The sequence below is a fragment of the Caulobacter sp. GW821-FHT11E10 genome (assembly GCF_058808375.1).
Genome location: NZ_JBXARP010000002.1, coordinates 412292 through 428602, shown reverse-complemented (window position 1 = coordinate 428602; position 16311 = coordinate 412292). Strand labels below are relative to the sequence as shown.

18 protein-coding genes and 2 tRNA genes are annotated in these 16311 nt (G+C 69.0%); 12 read left to right on the top strand and 8 right to left on the bottom strand.

What is annotated here, in order from left to right:
• Nucleotides 1-44: 44 nt before the first annotated feature.
• Nucleotides 45-917: an alpha/beta hydrolase gene (locus AC1RRV_RS05080; protein WP_492858490.1), complete on the top strand. Its 873-nt coding sequence runs from the start codon at nucleotides 45-47 to the stop codon at nucleotides 915-917.
• Nucleotides 918-947: 30 nt separating this feature from the next.
• Here the strand turns inward: AC1RRV_RS05080 and AC1RRV_RS05075 are convergent, their stop codons facing one another.
• The gene (locus tag AC1RRV_RS05075; protein WP_492858660.1) at nucleotides 948-1454 is read right to left on the bottom strand and encodes a cupin domain-containing protein; all 507 of its coding nucleotides are present in this window, start codon (nucleotides 1452-1454) and stop codon (nucleotides 948-950) included.
• Between the two features lie 72 nt (nucleotides 1455-1526).
• Entirely contained in the window at nucleotides 1527-2387 is an 861-nt protein-coding gene (locus AC1RRV_RS05070; RefSeq protein ID WP_492858489.1) for an SDR family oxidoreductase, read from the bottom strand.
• Nucleotides 2388-2535: 148 nt separating this feature from the next.
• On the opposite strand from AC1RRV_RS05070, the gene AC1RRV_RS05065 reads away from it, so the two are divergent.
• From AC1RRV_RS05065 to AC1RRV_RS05035, 7 genes are all read left to right on the top strand, one after another.
• Nucleotides 2536-2610: transfer RNA gene (locus AC1RRV_RS05065), tRNA-Gly, on the top strand.
• Between the two features lie 48 nt (nucleotides 2611-2658).
• Nucleotides 2659-2733, top strand: a tRNA-Gly gene (locus AC1RRV_RS05060).
• A gap of 108 nt (nucleotides 2734-2841) precedes the next feature.
• Nucleotides 2842-4620 carry a DUF885 domain-containing protein gene (locus tag AC1RRV_RS05055; RefSeq protein ID WP_492858488.1) on the top strand — a complete coding sequence of 593 codons (1779 nt, stop codon included), beginning with the start codon at nucleotides 2842-2844 and terminating at the stop codon, nucleotides 4618-4620.
• Nucleotides 4621-4622: 2 nt separating this feature from the next.
• Nucleotides 4623-5561 (top strand): sugar kinase, encoded by a 939-nt coding sequence (locus AC1RRV_RS05050; RefSeq protein ID WP_492858487.1) that lies wholly within the window; start codon nucleotides 4623-4625, stop codon nucleotides 5559-5561.
• A 13-nt stretch (nucleotides 5562-5574) separates the two neighbouring features.
• Nucleotides 5575-6495 (top strand): hypothetical protein, encoded by a 921-nt coding sequence (locus AC1RRV_RS05045; RefSeq protein WP_492858486.1) that lies wholly within the window; start codon nucleotides 5575-5577, stop codon nucleotides 6493-6495.
• A gap of 120 nt (nucleotides 6496-6615) precedes the next feature.
• Nucleotides 6616-6987 (top strand): helix-turn-helix domain-containing protein, encoded by a 372-nt coding sequence (locus AC1RRV_RS05040; protein WP_492858485.1) that lies wholly within the window; start codon nucleotides 6616-6618, stop codon nucleotides 6985-6987.
• Nucleotides 6988-7049: 62 nt separating this feature from the next.
• A complete protein-coding gene (locus AC1RRV_RS05035) occupies nucleotides 7050-7718 on the top strand; it encodes a DUF6456 domain-containing protein (protein WP_492858659.1) in 669 nt (222 codons plus the stop codon).
• A 16-nt stretch (nucleotides 7719-7734) separates the two neighbouring features.
• Here the strand turns inward: AC1RRV_RS05035 and AC1RRV_RS05030 are convergent, their stop codons facing one another.
• The 4 genes from AC1RRV_RS05030 to AC1RRV_RS05015 all read right to left on the bottom strand — a co-directional run bounded on the left by AC1RRV_RS05030 (nucleotide 7735) and on the right by AC1RRV_RS05015 (nucleotide 10477).
• A complete protein-coding gene (locus AC1RRV_RS05030) occupies nucleotides 7735-8184 on the bottom strand; it encodes a PA2169 family four-helix-bundle protein (RefSeq protein WP_492858484.1) in 450 nt (149 codons plus the stop codon).
• A gap of 59 nt (nucleotides 8185-8243) precedes the next feature.
• A complete protein-coding gene (trhO, locus tag AC1RRV_RS05025) occupies nucleotides 8244-9197 on the bottom strand; it encodes an oxygen-dependent tRNA uridine(34) hydroxylase TrhO (protein ID WP_492858483.1) in 954 nt (317 codons plus the stop codon).
• Nucleotides 9190-9615, bottom strand: a complete 426-nt coding sequence (locus tag AC1RRV_RS05020; protein WP_492858482.1) for a SufE family protein — start codon at nucleotides 9613-9615, stop codon at nucleotides 9190-9192. The genes trhO and AC1RRV_RS05020 overlap by 8 nt, the downstream gene beginning before the upstream one ends.
• Nucleotides 9616-9682: 67 nt before the next feature.
• On the bottom strand, nucleotides 9683-10477 hold the full coding sequence (locus AC1RRV_RS05015; RefSeq protein WP_492858481.1) for a sensor histidine kinase: 795 nt from the start codon (nucleotides 10475-10477) through the stop codon (nucleotides 9683-9685).
• A gap of 197 nt (nucleotides 10478-10674) precedes the next feature.
• On the opposite strand from AC1RRV_RS05015, the gene divJ reads away from it, so the two are divergent.
• Nucleotides 10675-12423 carry a cell cycle sensor histidine kinase DivJ gene (gene divJ, locus AC1RRV_RS05010; protein ID WP_492858480.1) on the top strand — a complete coding sequence of 583 codons (1749 nt, stop codon included), beginning with the start codon at nucleotides 10675-10677 and terminating at the stop codon, nucleotides 12421-12423.
• A 124-nt stretch (nucleotides 12424-12547) separates the two neighbouring features.
• On the opposite strand, the gene AC1RRV_RS05005 is transcribed toward divJ, so the two are convergent.
• Nucleotides 12548-13438: a hypothetical protein gene (locus AC1RRV_RS05005; RefSeq protein ID WP_492858479.1), complete on the bottom strand. Its 891-nt coding sequence runs from the start codon at nucleotides 13436-13438 to the stop codon at nucleotides 12548-12550.
• Nucleotides 13439-13504: 66 nt separating this feature from the next.
• Between AC1RRV_RS05005 and AC1RRV_RS05000 the strand changes: the two genes are divergently transcribed.
• Together AC1RRV_RS05000 and AC1RRV_RS04995 are read left to right on the top strand one after the other, a co-directional pair.
• The gene (locus AC1RRV_RS05000; RefSeq protein ID WP_492858478.1) at nucleotides 13505-13834 is read left to right on the top strand and encodes a DUF1491 family protein; all 330 of its coding nucleotides are present in this window, start codon (nucleotides 13505-13507) and stop codon (nucleotides 13832-13834) included.
• A 136-nt stretch (nucleotides 13835-13970) separates the two neighbouring features.
• A complete protein-coding gene (locus AC1RRV_RS04995) occupies nucleotides 13971-14351 on the top strand; it encodes a hypothetical protein (protein WP_492858477.1) in 381 nt (126 codons plus the stop codon).
• A 7-nt stretch (nucleotides 14352-14358) separates the two neighbouring features.
• Here the strand turns inward: AC1RRV_RS04995 and AC1RRV_RS04990 are convergent, their stop codons facing one another.
• Complete coding sequence (locus AC1RRV_RS04990) at nucleotides 14359-14493, bottom strand: hypothetical protein (RefSeq protein WP_492858476.1); 135 nt, start codon at nucleotides 14491-14493, stop codon at nucleotides 14359-14361.
• Nucleotides 14494-14690: 197 nt separating this feature from the next.
• Between AC1RRV_RS04990 and AC1RRV_RS04985 the strand changes: the two genes are divergently transcribed.
• Nucleotides 14691-16190, top strand: coding sequence for a DUF1570 domain-containing protein (locus AC1RRV_RS04985; RefSeq protein ID WP_492858475.1), 1500 nt, complete (start codon nucleotides 14691-14693; stop codon nucleotides 16188-16190).
• Nucleotides 16191-16311 lie beyond the last annotated feature (121 nt).

Below are 16311 nucleotides of genomic sequence, written 5' to 3'. Positions count from 1 at the left end.
GAAAACAACGCGGTTGTAGTTACCGAAAGGATCGAGGCGACGCCATGGCCGAATACCGAAGCGCCCTGACGCGCGAAGACGGCGCGAAGCTGGCGTTCCGCCGCGTGGACGGCGAGGGGCCTACCGTCGTGTGGCTGGGCGGCTTCCATTCCGACATGACCGGGACCAAGGCCGAGGTGCTGGCCGAGCAGGCCCAGGCGACCGGCGGGTCGTACCTCCGCTTCGACTATTTCGGCCACGGCGAGTCGGACGGCGCGTTCCGGGACGGCACGATCAGCCGCTGGCGCGAGGACGCCCTGGCGGTGATCGACGAACTGACGCAAGGGCCGCTGGTATTGGTCGGTTCTTCCATGGGCGGCTGGCTGTCGTGCCTGGCGGCGATCGCCCGACCCGACCGGGTGAAGGCGATGGTGCTGATCGCGCCGGCCCCGGACTTCACCGAAAAGCTGATGGAGCCCGAGCTCTCGGCCGAGGCCAAGGCGGCGATCGCTCGCGACGGCTTCTGGATCCGACCGTCCGACTATGACGACGGCGGCTACGCCATCACCCGCGAACTGCTCGAGGACGGGGCGCGGTGGTCGATCCTGCCGGGCCCCGTGCCGATCGATGTCCCAGTGCGGGTTCTACAGGGCGGGGCCGACCCGGACGTGCCGTGGACCCATGCTCTGGAGCTGGCCAATGCGATGAATTCGACCGACGTCGTCTTCAGCCTGATCAAGGACGGCGACCACCGCCTGTCGCGCCCGCAGGACCTGCAGCGCCTGGTCGCCGCTGTCGCCGAGGCGCGAGGCCTGGCCGAGCCGGAGGAGGGGGATCTCGTTTCCCGCCGCCTGGCCCGCGCGGCGCGGCTGCGCAATGCTGCGGGACTGGACGCGGTGGGGATCACGCCGCGGACGCCAGCGATCGACGACGAGTAGCCCGGCGCCAATACGCTCTCGCCGGACCGGTCATTTCGCGCTGGGCAATTTGATTCCCACCAGGACCAGCCGGTCGCCGGTAATGCCGAACCAGTGGGGTACGCCTGCTGGAATCAGGATGACGTCGCCTGGTCCGAGTGACCGTGTCGTGCCGCCCTCGATCCGGCTTCCCTCAACCAGGTTGGCGTTGCTGACTTTTGAATCGGCCATGGCGCCGCCCGAAACAAGCGTGCCCGAGCCTTCCAGCACGATGGCGTATTCCGCTTCGGCGGGGTGAACAGCGGGACGGCCCGGCTTCTTCCATATTTCGATCGCCGCCACGGTGGCGCCGTCACGAACCAAGGGACGCCACATGAATCCTTGATCGGGTTTCATCGTGGCGAGCATCTGGCGTAGCTGGGCCTGGACATCCGCGCCGCTCGCGAAACCGGACGGCTCGGCCGCCTGAGCGGAGTTCGTCTGCGCGGCGGCGGTGGCGACGCCCGACGAGACTGAGAACACGAATAACGTCGCGCCGATTGCGAAGGTTCTAGCCATTGTCTTCACCGCAGCTCTCCCTAGGTCGCCAAGCCATGAACGCGGATAACCGCTTACCACCCTTAGCCGCCTTCAGCCGCCCGCCTTCAAGATCCCCGCCAGCCCTTCGCGATACGTCGGATAGGCCGGCCGCCACCCAAGCTCCGCTTTCGCCCGCGCGTTCGAGACGCGCTTGTTCTCGGCGTAGAAGCGGCGGGTGGCGGGCGACATGCCCAGTTCATTGAAGGGTAGGTCTGGCGGGACCGGGACGCCCAGCAGCTTGGCGGCGTGCTCCATGACGTCCTGCGGTGGGGCCGGTTCGTCGTCCACGAGGTTGTAGACGCCGCCCGCGCGCGGCCGGTCCAGCGAGGCCAGCAGCCCCGAGACGATGTCGTCGACATGGATGCGGCTGAACACCTGGCCCGGCTTGACGATGCGCCGGCCCTCGCCGGCCCGCAGGCGGTCCAGGGCGCTGCGGCCAGGGCCGTAGATGCCGGGCAGGCGGAAGGTCGTGACCGTCAGGCCCATGCCGCGCCCGACCTGGCGCCAGTCCCGTTCGGCCCCCACGCGGCGAGCGCCTTCGACCGACTGGGCCTTCAGGGGCGAGCTCTCGAACACCCAGCGCCCCTCGAAGTCGCCGTAGACGCCGGTGGTCGAGAGATAGCCGATCCAGTCGGGAAAGGCCTGGGCCTGGGCGAGGGCCGGGATCACCGATTCCAAGGCGGGACAACCGTCGGGTCCAGGGGGCGAGGTGACCAGTATGGCGTTCACGCCGACCAGCGCGGCGGCCATGGCGTCGCGGTCGGTCGGATCGGCGGGCGTGATTCCCCGGGCGCGCAGCGCGGCGGCCTGATCGCCGTCCCGCGCCGTGGCGGCGACCTCCCAGCCGCGCGCCCGCAAGGCGTTGGCGAAGGCCTCGCCGACATAGCCCAGACCGAACACGAACAGACGCAACGCTAGAACTCCGCCCCCGGAAACCTGCCAGGATCAAGCCTCTGAAAAAACCCGCTTCGCAACCCCTCAAAGGGTGCTTGCCAAGCGCGAAGCCCTCTGCCATAAGCCGCCTCCTCGTCGCGGGGCGCTCCTTTTGAGCCTCGCCGATGCGGGCGTAGCTCAGTGGTAGAGCGCAACCTTGCCAAGGTTGATGTCGAGAGTTCGAATCTCTTCGCCCGCTCCATTCTCCCGGTCTCCGGGAAGTCTGGATGAGACCATATCTCGCGAATGGGCGGGCGTAGCTCAGTGGTAGAGCACAACCTTGCCAAGGTTGGGGTCGAGAGTTCGAATCTCTTCGCCCGCTCCATTCTCGATCTTCTTCCCAATATTTGATGCATCCGACGGTCGCCCCGAGAGGGCTCGATCGACGATTCGCGTGTCGATCCGCGCTGGGCCTTGGCCTAAGCTCCGCCGCATGACTCGCACCGCTTCCTGGCGCGCCGGCCTCGCTGGCGCCTGTCTCGCCGCGTTGACGGCCTCGGCCGCCTGGGCCGGCCCTTCCTCCACCCTGACGGGCCTGGTCGTGCGCTACGAGGCGCTGGGCGATCCCGGCGAGGATCCCGATTCCGGCGGCGCCGCGGACGCCCGCTGGCGCTTGCCCGACGTCTCGCCGGCCGCCGACGCGGACCGCGCCGCCAAGCTGAAGAAGATCCAGGCCGAGCTCATCTCGCTCGACGCCAAGGGGCTCACCGACGAGGAGCGTCTGACCCGGGACCTGTTGCGCTTCAGCCTGCGCGAGCGGATCGAGGCCGGCGGCTTCGACGAGGCGCGGATGCCGTTCAGCAGCGACGGCGGCTTCGACGTCATGATGCTGTACCGCGCCAGCGGCATGAAGCTGCGCAACGAGGGCGAGGCCAGGCGCTGGATCTCCCTCTTGAACGGCATGCCAGGTTGGTACGCGGCCAATATCGCCAATGCCCGACGCGGCGTGAGCACGGGCTTTGTCCAGGCGGTGTCGACGGCTCAGACGGTGCTGGAGCGCGCCCAGCGCGCGGCCGCCACGCCCTTGGCCGAGGATCCGCTGATGGCGCCGCTGCGCGTGTTGCCGGATAGCGTCCCCGCCGCCACCCGCGTGGCCCTGGTCGCCGAGGGCGAGAAGGCGCTCACCGCCAAGGTCGCCCCGGCCCGCGCCGACTTCGTCAAGTTCATGAGCGAGGAATACGTCCCGCACGCGGCCAAGAGCCTGGCGGCTTCGGACCTGCCGGACGGCAAGCGCTACTACGCGTTCCTGGCTCGCCGGCACACGACCACCGATCTGACGCCGGACCAGATCCACGATGTCGGTCAGGCCGAGGTGGCGCGTATCCGGGCCCGGATGCAGGAGACGATGAAGGCCGCCGGCTTCCAGGGCGACCTGACCGCCTTCATCGCCATGCTGCGCAAGGAGCCGCGCTTCTACGCCACCAGCCGCCAGGAGCTGCTGGAGAAATCCAGCGAGATCGCCAAGCGCGCCGATGACCAGCTGCCGGCCCACTTCGGGGTCTTGCCGCGCCTGACCTATGGCGTGCGGCCCGTGCCGGCCAGCATCGAGCGGGGCTACACCACCGGCCGTTATTTCGGCGGCGACCCCAAGATCGGCCGGGCCGGCGGACTGATGATCAACACCTCGGAGCTGGACCAGCGGCCGCTCTACGAGCTGCCGGCCCTGGTGCTGCACGAAGGCGCGCCCGGCCACCACATCCAGACCGCCCTGGCCCAGGAGCAGGTCGGCGTCCCGGAGTTCCGCCGCAACACCTACTTCACCGCCTATGGCGAGGGCTGGGGGCTCTATTCGGAGTGGCTGGGCGAGGAGATGGGGATCTATCGCGACCCCTATGAGCTGTTCGGCCGGCTGTCCTACGAGATGTGGCGCGCCTGCCGTCTGGTGGCCGACACGGGCATGCATTGGAAGGGCTGGAGCCTGGACCAGGCCCGCGCCTGCTTCACCGACAACACCGCGCTCTCGCCGGTCAATATCGAGGTCGAGCTCAAGCGCTACGTCTCCTGGCCCGGCCAGGCCCTGGCCTACAAGATGGGCGAGCTGAAGCTGATCGAGCTGCGCAAGCGCGCCGAACAGAAGCTGGGCGACCGCTTCGACGAGCGCGGCTTCCATGACGCCGTGCTGCTGCACGGCTCGCTGCCGCTGTCGGTGCTGGAGACGCGGATCGACGCCTGGATCGCCCAGCAGGGCAAGCCAACCAAGAAGAAGGGCTGACCGTGGCCAAGATCACCGTCCTCGGCGAATGCATGGTCGAGCTGTCGCCGGAAGCAGCGCCCGAAGCGGGCGGCGCGCCGCTGTACCGGATGGGCTTCGCCGGCGACACCTTCAACACCGCGATCTACATGGCCCGCCTGGGCGACGACGTCGCCTACTGCACGGCGTTGGGCGAGGGCGACCCGTTCAGCGAGGGCGTGATGGCCACCATGCGCCGCGAGGCCATGGACACCCGCCTGGTCCGCCAGGTCGAGAACCGCCTGCCGGGGCTCTACGCCATCGTCCTGGACGATCAGGGCGAGCGGAAGTTCCATTACTGGCGCGAGCGGGCCCCGATCCGCGACCTGTTCTCGGCCCATACCGCCGACCAGCTGATCGAGGCGGCCAAGGCCAGTGACCTCGTCTACCTGTCGGGCGTGACCCTGGCGGTGATCGGCGACATCGGCCGCGCGCGGCTGCGCGACGTCCTGGCCTATGTCCACTCGCATGGCGTGGCCGTGGCCCTGGATTTCAACTACCGCCCGGCCCTGTGGCCGAACGCGGAGGCCGCGCGCTCCGCCCTGGACGGCGTCGTGGCCTCGTGCCGCTACATCTCGCTGAGCAGCGAGGACAGCCGCCCGCTCTATGACCGCGAGGCCGAGGACCTGGCCGCCGAGTGGGCCGCCGCCGGCGCGGAGGTCGTGGCCCGCGACGAGAGCCACGCCGTCAACGTCCATCGGCCCGATGGCCGCACGGCCACGCCGGCGCCCGGTCGCGTCAAGGCGGTCGACACCACGGGGGCGGGGGACAGCTTCAACGCCGCCTATCTGTCCTCGCGCCTGGCCGGCCTGCCGATCGATGCGGCCGTACGACGCGCCCATGCCCTGGCGGCGCTCGTGGTATCCCATCGCGGCGCGATTCTGCCCGCCGAGGCCTCTCTGGAGGCGCTGTGCTCGGTCTGACCATGGTCCCCGTATGCTTGATTTCACCGAGAGCCTCGCCGTCGATCGCCTGCAGGCGGGGCTGACTCGCCAGTTCCTGGTTCCGGCGCTTCCGGCGCTGGAGGCGCTGTTCCTCGACCTTCGCGCCGAGACCGACCGGGAGCTCGGCGCCGCGCCGCGCGGCGGCCACGGAAAGCCTTATCCGTATGGGCTTTGCATGGAGATCACCGGCGACGTCCTGCGACGTTTGCCGACTCGGTTGAGCAGCCGTCATTCGGCGGCCGAGAGGGCGCTCAACGCCTTCGTCAAACGCGGCGGTCGCATCAACACGATGTGGGGCGTGCTGCGGGAGCGCTATTTCCAGAACGCCATCCAACTGGGCTCGCTGTACGTCGATGTCGCCAACGACACCGTCGACATCCGCAAGCCGAAGGTCGAGATCCTGCCGGTCGCGGAGTCCGGCATGGCGCTGGTGCGCGACGCCGCCCACTATGCCGGGATCGGTGAGGCCTATTGGGGCGCGGAATTCTACGCCAACACGGCGCTGCCATCCCTCGCGCCCTACTTCCCGATGATCCTCAAGCACCCGGCGGGCTACCTGCAGCTCGCCTCCCGCAACGCCTACATGGTCCGGCTGTTCGGTCGGAATGTCCGCCTCGCCGAGCAATGGCTACGGGAAGGGCCGCAACCGTCGCCAGCCATGGTCGAAGCGCTTCGCGCCGGCTGTCCTTCGGACATGCTGGCCGATGACGGGGCGGGGCTTTCCTTGGCGCTGGAAGCTTGCCGTCGGGCGGGCGGACGCAAAGCCGTCTTGAACGAAGCGGGCGTGGCGAAGCTCTTCGCGGCTTTCGACCGAATCCCTTCGGTGCGAGCGCCGGAAGAGGAGGGCGCCGAACCGGGGCCAATGCCCATGAATCCCCGCGCACCGGCGGGTGTAGTGGAGGTCATGGGTTAGGCATATCAATGGCTTAGGCTTCAGGGGTGCGGGTGCAATAGGAATATCTTCCTCTCATTGGGAAAATAAACCTATAGTGGTGTTCGCCGGTCGTGCTCGCGGCCGGGAGGAGAGGACGCCATGTTGGTTCAAGCCCTTGAGGACATTTGGGCGATTTCGCCCGATCCCCGACGCGACCGCCTGACGGTCGGCTTTGTCACTAATCTCGTTTCCCTGGCCACCGGCGTGTCGGCGGCCGAGATCACCGCGCCCAGACGAGCGTCGCAGGCGGCCGTCCGCGCGCGGCAGCTGGCCATCTACCTGACCCACATCACGTTCCACTGGCCCCTGGCCCGGGTGGCCTTCGCATTCGGCCGCGACCGGACGACCTGCGGCCACGCCTGTCGCAAGATCGAGGACATGCGCGAGGACGCGGCCTTCGACCGCCGGCTCACCGATCTGGAGGCCTGCCTGCGGCAGGCGCCAGCCCACGCCGAGGACATTCCGCAGTGAGGGCGGCTCCCAACGAGATCTTCGACGCCGAATTGGAGGCTCGTCGTCTGGCCGAGCGGGCCATGCGGCTGCTCTCGCGCCCGGGAGCCGTGGTCGAGGCCTTGGGGCTGGGCTACGGCGTACGGCTGGGTGCGAGCCGCCGGCGCAGCGTGATGCTGACCCTGGACGAGGCGGCCTTTCAGGCCCTGGCCCGCGAAGCGACGCTGAGGCCCCGACCGCAAGGCGGCTGGACCATGACGGACCGTCCAGATCCGGTGGTTCTGCCGCCGCCCGGCCGTCCGGGCGTCATCGAGGAAGCCGTCGACCTGCCCGCTGGAACGGCGCGCCGCAATCTCGGAGAGTCGCCGATCGCCTGGCTGGCCCGCCGCCGCGACGGCGAAGGAAGGCCCTGGCTGACCTCGGTCGAGGCCGCCGCCGCCGAGCGCTTGCGCGAGGAGTTCGAGAGCCTGGGCGTCCAGGGCCGCATGACCATGCGGTGGGAGGCCACGCCCAGGGTTTCCGGCGGCCGTCCGGGCCTGGCCCCCGCCGAGCGCGACCACGCCACGCGCGAACGGATCGCCAGGGCCCTTGCGGCGGTGGGACCAGGCCTGCGCGAGATCCTCGAACGGGTCTGCCTGATGGGCTCGGCCCTGGAAGCGGCCGAGCGCGCGTTGAAGCTGCCGCGCCGGGCGGGCAAGGCGGTGCTGAAGCTCGCCCTGCAGCGCCTGGCGCGGCATTATCGGATGGGGTGAGGGTCCCCGGCCGGACCTAGCTGTTCAGCGCGTGCTTGATATCGCGCATCTGGTCGTGACCGGACTTCACCGAGGTCCAGGCCTTTTCGATCACGGCGCGGGTCTGGGGATCGACGTCGGTGTCCTTCAGGGCCTTTTCATACTTGGCCTTGATGTAGTCCTCGCCGGCCTCGACCTCGCTGACGACGGCCTCGTCGCCCTTGGTGACGGCGTCCTTGAGATTCAGGAAGGCGCGGTGGGCGGCGGCCAGGATGGTGCCGTCGTCCTTGGCCTCGCCGCCCAGGCGACGGACCTCGTCCTGCAGTTCCGAGGCGACCGAGCGGCGCTCCTGGGCGCGACGCTGGAACAGGTCCTGGTAGCGAGAGGCGTCGGCGTCCTTGGCGGCTTCGGCATAGCCGTCGGCGCTGTCGATGGTGGTCTCCACCAGGCCGTTGACGAGCTTGATGTGGTCTTCGTTGGTGTGCATCGCGCGGGCTCCGCGTTGAGAAGGGGGAGCCGTGTCAACGCGGGGCGAGGGGTAAGGGTTCAGCCCTCTTTGGGCGGCAAGGTCGCGCCGACGTGCTCGATGCCCAAGGCCTCGCAGTGCAGGGCCTGACGATGACGCTCGGCGGCCCGGGCCTTCTGGTCCTCGCCGCGCTGGTCGTGGCAAGCGGGGCAGGAAACGCCCTCGACATAGAGCGGCGAGCGGCGGCCCGCGGGGCTGACCGGCATGCGGCAGCCGCGGCACAGGACGTGGGTCCCGGGGGAGAGGCCATGGCCGACCGCGACGCGCTCGTCGAAGACGAAGCACTCGCCGCGCCACAGGCTTTCGGGCTCGGGAACCTGCTCCAAATAGTCGAGGATGCCGCCCCTGAGGTGGAAGACGTCCTCGATCCCCTCCGACTTCAGGAAGGCGGTCGATTTCTCGCAGCGAATGCCGCCCGTGCAGTACATGGCGACCTTCAGCGGCGGCGCGTCGGGGCCGCGCTCGGCCTCGAGGCCTTGGCGATAGTCCCGAAACCAGGCGGGGAAGGCCGAGAAGCTGGCGGTCTTGGGATCGACGGCGCGCTCGAACGCGCCGACGGCGACCTCGTAGTCGTTGCGGGTGTCGATGACCAGGACATCGGGGTCGGCGATCAGGGCGTTCCAGTCGGCGGGCTCGACATAGGTCCCGGCGTTGGCGGCCGGATCGAGGTCGGGCTCGCCCAGGGTGACGATCTCTTTCTTCAGCCGCACCTTCATCCGGTAGAACGGCATGCGCTCGGCCCAGGCGGTCTTGGGCGCCAGGCCTTCGCAGCCGGGCAGGGCGCGGATGTGGTCCAGCACCGCCTCGATGGCGGAGTCCTCGCCGGCGATGGTGCCGTTGATCCCCTCGGGGGCCAGGAGCAGGGTGCCCTTGACGCCCAGGCCGCAGCACAGCGCCGCCAGCGGGCCTTGGATCGCCGCCGGGTCCGGAAACCGCGTGAAGCGGTAGAGCGCGGCGACGCGGTAGTTAGCCAAGGGCGACCTTCGCATCGTGCTGGATGCGCGCGACCATCGACTTCAGGCCGTTGGAGCGCTGCGACGACAGCGCGCCGGAGAGGCCCAGCTTGTCCATGGCCTCCTTGGCGTCGAAGGCGACGATGTCGGCCGGCGCGCGGCCCGAATAGAGCCGCAGCATGATGGCCACCAGGCCGCTGACGATGTGAGCGTCGCTATCGCCGCGGAACTTGAGGGTCCCGTCGGCCTGGGGCTGGGTGACCAGCCACACCTGGCTGGCGCAGCCGCGCACCTTGTTCTCGTCCGAGCGCTCGGCGTCGGTCAGCGGGGCCAGTTCCTTGCCCAGCTCGATCACGTAGCGGTAGCGCTCCTCCCAGTCGCCGAGGAGCTCGAACTCGTCGGCGAGGTCGTTGAGGGCGATGTCGATCGGACTGGTCATGGCGCGGCGTTTAGGAGCCTCGCCCGCCCAAGGCAAGCGCGGGCGGCGGAAGGAGCGAGTTTCGCCCCTATCCCGCCGGCAGGATGAGCCGCGCGAGGAAGCCCGCGCCCAGGCTGGACGACAGCTTCAGCTGGCCGCCCATGGCCCGTGACAGCAGGTCGACGATCGGCAGGCCCAGGCCCGCGCCTTCGTTGGCGCGCGTCAGCGTCGAGCCGCCCTGTTCGAACGGCTGCAGCAGGCGCGGCAGCTCGGCGCTCTCGACGCCGGGGCCCTGGTCGCGGACGGTAATCTCGATCTCGCGGCCGATGCGGGCGGCGGTGACATGCACGACTCCCCCAGCGGGCGAGTGCGTAACGGCGTTCTGCAAAAGATTGTGCAGCATGGTCCGAAGACCCCGGCTGTCGGCGGTGACGCTGGGCAGGGCGCCCTGGCCGACCACATGGACGATCACCTCGCGGCGCGCGATCTCGGGCTGCAGGCCCTCAAGCACGTCCTCGAGCGCCTCGTCGATCGGCTCGGGCGTCATCTCGATATCGGTGACGTGGCCCTCCAGCCTGGCCAGCTCGACGATCTGGTTCACGAGCTTCAGCAGCTTCATGCCGCTGTCGTGCACGATCGTCGCGTATTCCTTGTACTGCGGGCTTCCCAGCGGTCCGTAGAGCTCCTGGGACAGGATCTCGGAAAAGCCGATCACGGCGTTCAGCGGGGTGCGCAGCTCGTGGCTGACCATGCGCAGGAACGAGCGCTTCCGCTCGTCGAGAGCCACGCGTCGACGCTCCAGCGCGGCCGCCCGGCGATCCGCCGGGGAAGGGTCCGCGAACGTGCGGTCGAGCGACGCGTCCAGGGACGCCGGTTCTGGCATGGTGGGCTCCCGGACCTTCTGTCCGTGATGGCTTGAGCCCGGAAGATGCCCTACGGCGCTTACGATTCCGTTTCCGTCCACAACGAACCGACGCGGAAAGGTCGCTTAACGATTGTGCGGCCTTGGAGGGAACGGTCCCTCCGCGTTAAGCTTTGACGACGGTGAAACTTGTCCACCGGGCTTTAAGTCGACCGGCCTTGGAAATCGAAACGCTTCCAGACCCGCTCCGACGCTCCGCCCCACCGGCGGGGTTCGATCCCGCGCACGTGTGGCGCATGGGCTGGCTGGCCTTCATCTGTCTGGCGGCCGCCGCGACCCTGTTCGCCCAGAACCCTGGTGGTTGGCCCGTATGGGCGGCCCTGATCTCGGGCGCGGTCCCGGCCCTGGCGGCCCTGGTGTTCACCCGCAATGACGAGCGCACCCAGTCGCTACTGCTGGTTCTGTGGGCTGTAGGGGGCTCGCTGGCGGCGGTGCTGACCGGCGGCGTCTCGGGCGCGATGGCCGCCTGGTGCCTGGCGCCGGTCGCCGCGGCCTCGATCCTGGACCAGCCCCGGCGTCTGGCCGAGGGCGCGGCCCTGGCCCTGATCGGCGGCTGCGTCGCCGCCCTGACCCAACTTTCCGGCCTGGCCCCGCCGATCCCGACCGGTCCGCTGGCCTTCGTGCTGGGCTTCCTGGCCCTGGTCACCACCGGCCTTGGCCTTTCGGCGGGCCTGCTGATCGGCCACCGCCGCCAGGGCGCGCGCGGCGACCGTCACGCCACCGAGATCATGTCGCTGGAGACCCTGCTGGACGGTCTGCCCCACCTGGCGATCGCCGTGCGGGGGCAGGGCGCTGTGACCGCGGTGCGCGGCGCGCCGCCGCCTGGGATCACCGCCGTCGATCTGGTCAACAAGGGCCTGATCGCCGCGGCCGCGCCGGGCGACCGCCAGCGCCTGACCGCCGCCATCGTCGCGGCGCATCGCGAAGGCGAGGCCGGCCTGATCTTCAATCCGGTCCTGGGCGTCGAGCGCACTGTGGCCCTGGACCTGCATCGCGTCGCCCCGAACCATCTGGTGGGCGTGCTGCGCGACGTTACGGTCGACCGCAACCGCGAGACCGCGCTCGACCAGGCCCGCGCCGAAGCCGAGGGCCTGGCCGCGGGCCGCGCCCGCTTCCTGGCCAATATGAGCCACGAACTGCGCACGCCGCTCAACGCCATCATGGGCTTCTCCGACATCATGCGCGCCAAGATGTTCGGCACGCTCAGCGACCGCTACGCCGAATACGCCGAGCTGATCCACGAGAGCGGCGGCCACCTGCTGGACCTGATCAACGACGTGCTGGACATGTCGAAGATCGAGGCCGAGCGCTTCGAGCTGCAGCGCGGCGTGTTCGACGCCCGCGAGGCGGTGCAGGCGGCCATGCGCCTGCTGCGCGTCCAGTCCGACACCGCCGGCGTCCAGCTGCGCGGCGTGCTGCCGCCGGGTGAGCTGGAGGTCGACGCCGACCGCCGGGCCCTGAAGCAGATCGTGCTGAACCTGGTCTCCAACGCCCTGAAGTTCACCCCGCGCGGCGGCCAGGTGACGGTCACGGCGCATGGCTATGACGGGGTGCTGGAGATCGTCGTCGCCGACACCGGCGTCGGCATCAGCCCCGAGGACCTCGAGCGCCTGGGCCGTCCGTATGAGCAGGCCGGCGGCGCCGAGCAGCGCGCGCGCGGCACGGGCCTGGGACTTTCCCTGGTGCGCGCCTTCGCCAAGCTGCACGGCGGCGAAATGATCATCGAGAGCCGTCTGGGCGCCGGGACCACCGTTTCGGTGCGCCTGCCGGTTCTGCTGGCGCCGGTCGGCGAGACCCCGCCCGTCGAGGTAGCGCCCGCCGCGGCGCCCGCGCCGCCGGTCATTCATCAGGTCAAGATCACGCCGGCGGACCTGGGCGACAACGTCATCGCCTTCTCGCCGCGCTAGAGCCTGTCGGGTTCAGAGGGACCTCTGACCCGATAAACAGGCTCTATCTTCAAATACTTAGAGCGCGGTTGCCGGGCGAAACCGCTCACACTTTCGCCCAACGCGCTCTAGGCCGGGCGAGGCCTCAGCGCAGGAACGCCCGTCCCGCAGCGAAGTCCCCGACCTCGACATAGGCCTTGCGGGTGACCTCCTCGCCGCGACCGGTGAAGGCGAATTCAACCGTCACCGCCTCGCGCGGGTCCAACCGAGAGATCGCGTCGGCCGCCGCCGTCGGAAACCGGAAGGCCAGGCCCGTCTTGGCGCCGGTCGGCAGCAGGGTGAGGGGAGCCTCCTCGCGGGTCTCGGCGATGAACACCAGGCTGGCGTTGCGCGGCGCGACCTTGCCGCTGAGGTTCCGACCCGAGCGCGCGTCGATATAGGGGCCCAGCGTCCGGCCGGTGTCGCGCACGATGATCCGCGCGGCATAGGGGCGCTGGCCGCTGTCGAAGGTGGCCACGGCGGTCAGGGCCTTGGCGCGGCCGGCCAGGCCGAACATCAGGCGATCGACGCCGAAGGTCGACGGCTGCGACAGCCGCCAGACGGGGATGGTCGCCGAGACCGAGCGTTCAGCCTTCCAGGCCGCGACGTCGCCCGGATAGTTCATGCTCAGCATCTGCGAATAGCCGTCGAACGCGGACTTCACCCGCGAGGCGGCCAGCGTCAGGTCCTTTGAATCGCAGGCCGCGCCGGCGGCCTTGACGCGCGCGCGCTGCTCCAGGGCGCTGACCTGCTGCTCGCTGGCCCCAGACCGCAGCGTCGCGCCCCGCGCCTGGGCCCGTGAGGCGTCGAGCGCCGCCGAGATCGAGGGCGCGAACAGCCGGCAGCGGCCATCGGCCGCTGTCATCAGCGTGCGTTCGTAAAGCTGGTCGGCGGCGTTGGCGGCAAGCAGCGCGGTGGGAGCGGCCATGGCCGCCAACCCAATCGACACCCCGATCCATCGCGCCACGCGACCTTTCTGGTCGGTACTTGGCGTCATTTTCTCGTATGCTTCGAGACTTAGGGGGCGACCTATAACCCCTGTGTGGTTGCGGTTCGGTTAGCGATGCTTCTTTCGACGGATATCTGGGTTGGGGCGCTGATCCGCCGCGCCGAATTGGGCGGCGCCTTCGCCATGGTGGCCCGCAAGGGCGACGCGCGGGCGGGGGCTGTGCTGGTCAAGGTGGTCGACCGCCGGGCCGGAACCGCGCACCTTTACAGCGAGGCCACGCGCGGCGACGGCGAGCGCTTCTGGATGCAGCCCATCCGCTCCGAGTTCGAGCCCGATCTCGACGCCTATGCCGAGCGCACCGCCCGGATCGATCCCGACGTCTGGGTGGTCGAGATCGAGGACCGCGACGGGCGTCATTTCCTGACCGAACCCGTCGAAGCCTGAATCTCATAGGTGGAGCGGGTGTGGACAACTCGACTCAAAGGGGGCGTTAACCCTGCTCCTAAACGGGACCTAAAGCGTGTTTGGCGCAGAGTGCGTGGGCTTCAACCCCTCCCAGAGACACGCATCCAGTAGCGCCATGCTTTTCCTCATGAACGACACTGTCTTGAGCTTCGACGTGGCCGAGTTGGCCCCGCCGATGGCGCGCGACCGGTTCGCGGCGCTGTCGCTGAGCTATGTCGGTGAGCTGGGCAAGGAGCTGTTCGCGGAAGAGCCGCTGCTGCACCGCAAGGATCTTGAACGGGTCCAACGCCTTGCGGCGCTGATCGTGGCCAAGGCGCCGGAGATCAACGCGGCCTTGTTCGTGGCGCCGGGGCGCGGATGCCGGGTGGACGATGTGCAGGTGCGTTACGCTCAGCTGAGCCTGGAGGTCATGGGCGCGCTTTTGGAGCGCCAGAAGGCCGGCGCCCTCACCAACCTCGAAGCCGACCGCCAGGTCTGGCGGCGACTGGCGGCCTAGGTCGGTCTCAACCGACCAAGCTCAACAACCAGCTCAAGGTCACGGCCAGGACGACCAGTCCGGCCAGGGTGACGCCGATGCACAGCGCGCTGCCGGCGGGATGCTGCCGGTCGTGACCGCGATGATGGTCAAGCAGAGCCATCTTTCGATTTCCTCCATCCACCCGCCGATCTGACGTCGACGGTGCGGGATTTGGGAAGCATGACTCCAAACCCATTATTCGAATAGGGATATTTTGTCGCGGTTCCGGGCAGGTCCGGCGCGCCAGCGGGCGGGTTTGCCTTGCTACGGGCGCGTCTCGCTGCCTAGCCTCAATTCCGAGTTGTGAAAGGGGGCGTCATGGTTTCGGGATTCGGTCGCGCGATGCTGAGCGCGGCCCTTGGGGCGGCGATGCTGGGCGGAGCCGGCGCGGCCCACGCGGAATGGCAGAAGGCCGAGAGCGCCCACTTCGTGGTCTACAGCGACGGCGGCGAAAGCAGCCTGCGCGACTTCACGGCCAAGCTGGAGGATTTCGACGCCCTGCTGCGGCTGTTCCACGGTCGCGCGGCGGATCAGGAGGACGGCGCCCGCAAGCTGGACATCTACTTGGTGCGTAGCGCCGATCAGTTGCGCCGCGTCTTTCCGGAGCAGGAGCACGCGGCCGGCGTCTATACGGCGGGCGCGACCGACATCTTCGCCATCGCGATCCGCAAGTCGAACGGCTTGGCCGATGACGCGGTGCTGCACGAGTACGTCCACCACTTCATGCTGCAGCACTATCCCGGCGCCTATCCCGCCTGGCTGATCGAGGGCTACGCCGAATACTTCATGACGGCCAATTTCGAGGACAGGAAGATCCTGGTCGGGGCGCCGAACGGCGGGCGCGTCTCGGGTCTCTTGAATGGGTCCTGGGTGTCGTCGCGCGACCTGTTGACCAAGCGGCCTGGCCAGCTGACCGAGCAGCAGGGCTTTCTCTATTACGGCCAGTCCTGGCTGCTGACCCACTACATGCTGTCGGATCCGGAGCGGAAGAGGCGGCTATCGGCCTTCGTGGCGGCCACGGCCCGGGGCGAGGACGCTCTGATCGCCTGGCCCAAGGCCACCGGCATCGCCGTCAACGACCTGGAGCGCGTCCTGCTCGGCTATCTGCGCAGCGCCATTCCCAACAAGACCCTGGTTCGCGACAAACAGCCGGACTTCCCGATGGCGGTCACCGCCCTGCCGGCCTCGACCGCCGACCTGCTGCTCGAGAACCAGATGGCCAAGCGTGGGCCGCCCAAGGAACTGGGCGCGAAGCTGCTCAAGACCGTGCGCGCCGACGCGGCCAGATATCCCGGTGATCGCCTGGCGACCCTGACCCTCGCTCGAGTCGAAGCCGATCATGGCGACCGGGCGGTGGCTCATAGGCTTCTCGACGACTGGATCGCCGGCCACGCCGACGACGCCGAGGCCCTGCGCCTGGCGGGGGAGAGCCGCCTGGACGCGGCCAAGGCGCTGCAAGGCAAGCCGGAAGAGAGCAAGGCCATGGTCGCCGAGGCGGCCCGGTACTTCGGCCGCGCCAACAAGGCCCAGCCCGACAGCTACCAGACGCTCTACGATTTCGCGCGAACCCGGATGGGCGAGCCCGGCTATCCGACCGAGAATACGCTCAATGTCCTGGAGTTGGCCGCCCAGTTGGCGCCCCAGGTGCTGACGATACGCCTGACCGCTGGCCAGGCCATGGCGGCGCGGGGGCGCTATGCCGACGCGGTCCGGATGCTGGAGCCGGTGGCCAACAATCCCCACGGCGGCAAGGGCGCCGAGGCGGCGGCCGGCCTGCTGAAGACGATCCAGGAGAAGATGGCGACGCCGGCGAAGTAGGGACGACGCTCTCGCCGGTCTTTGACCTTGAATTCGTGTCGGCAGGCCGTTTAGGCTCAATTTAAGATTGAAGTTGGGGTGGCGTCATGCGGGCGGGTTCGAAGTCGAGGCGAGCGTCCGT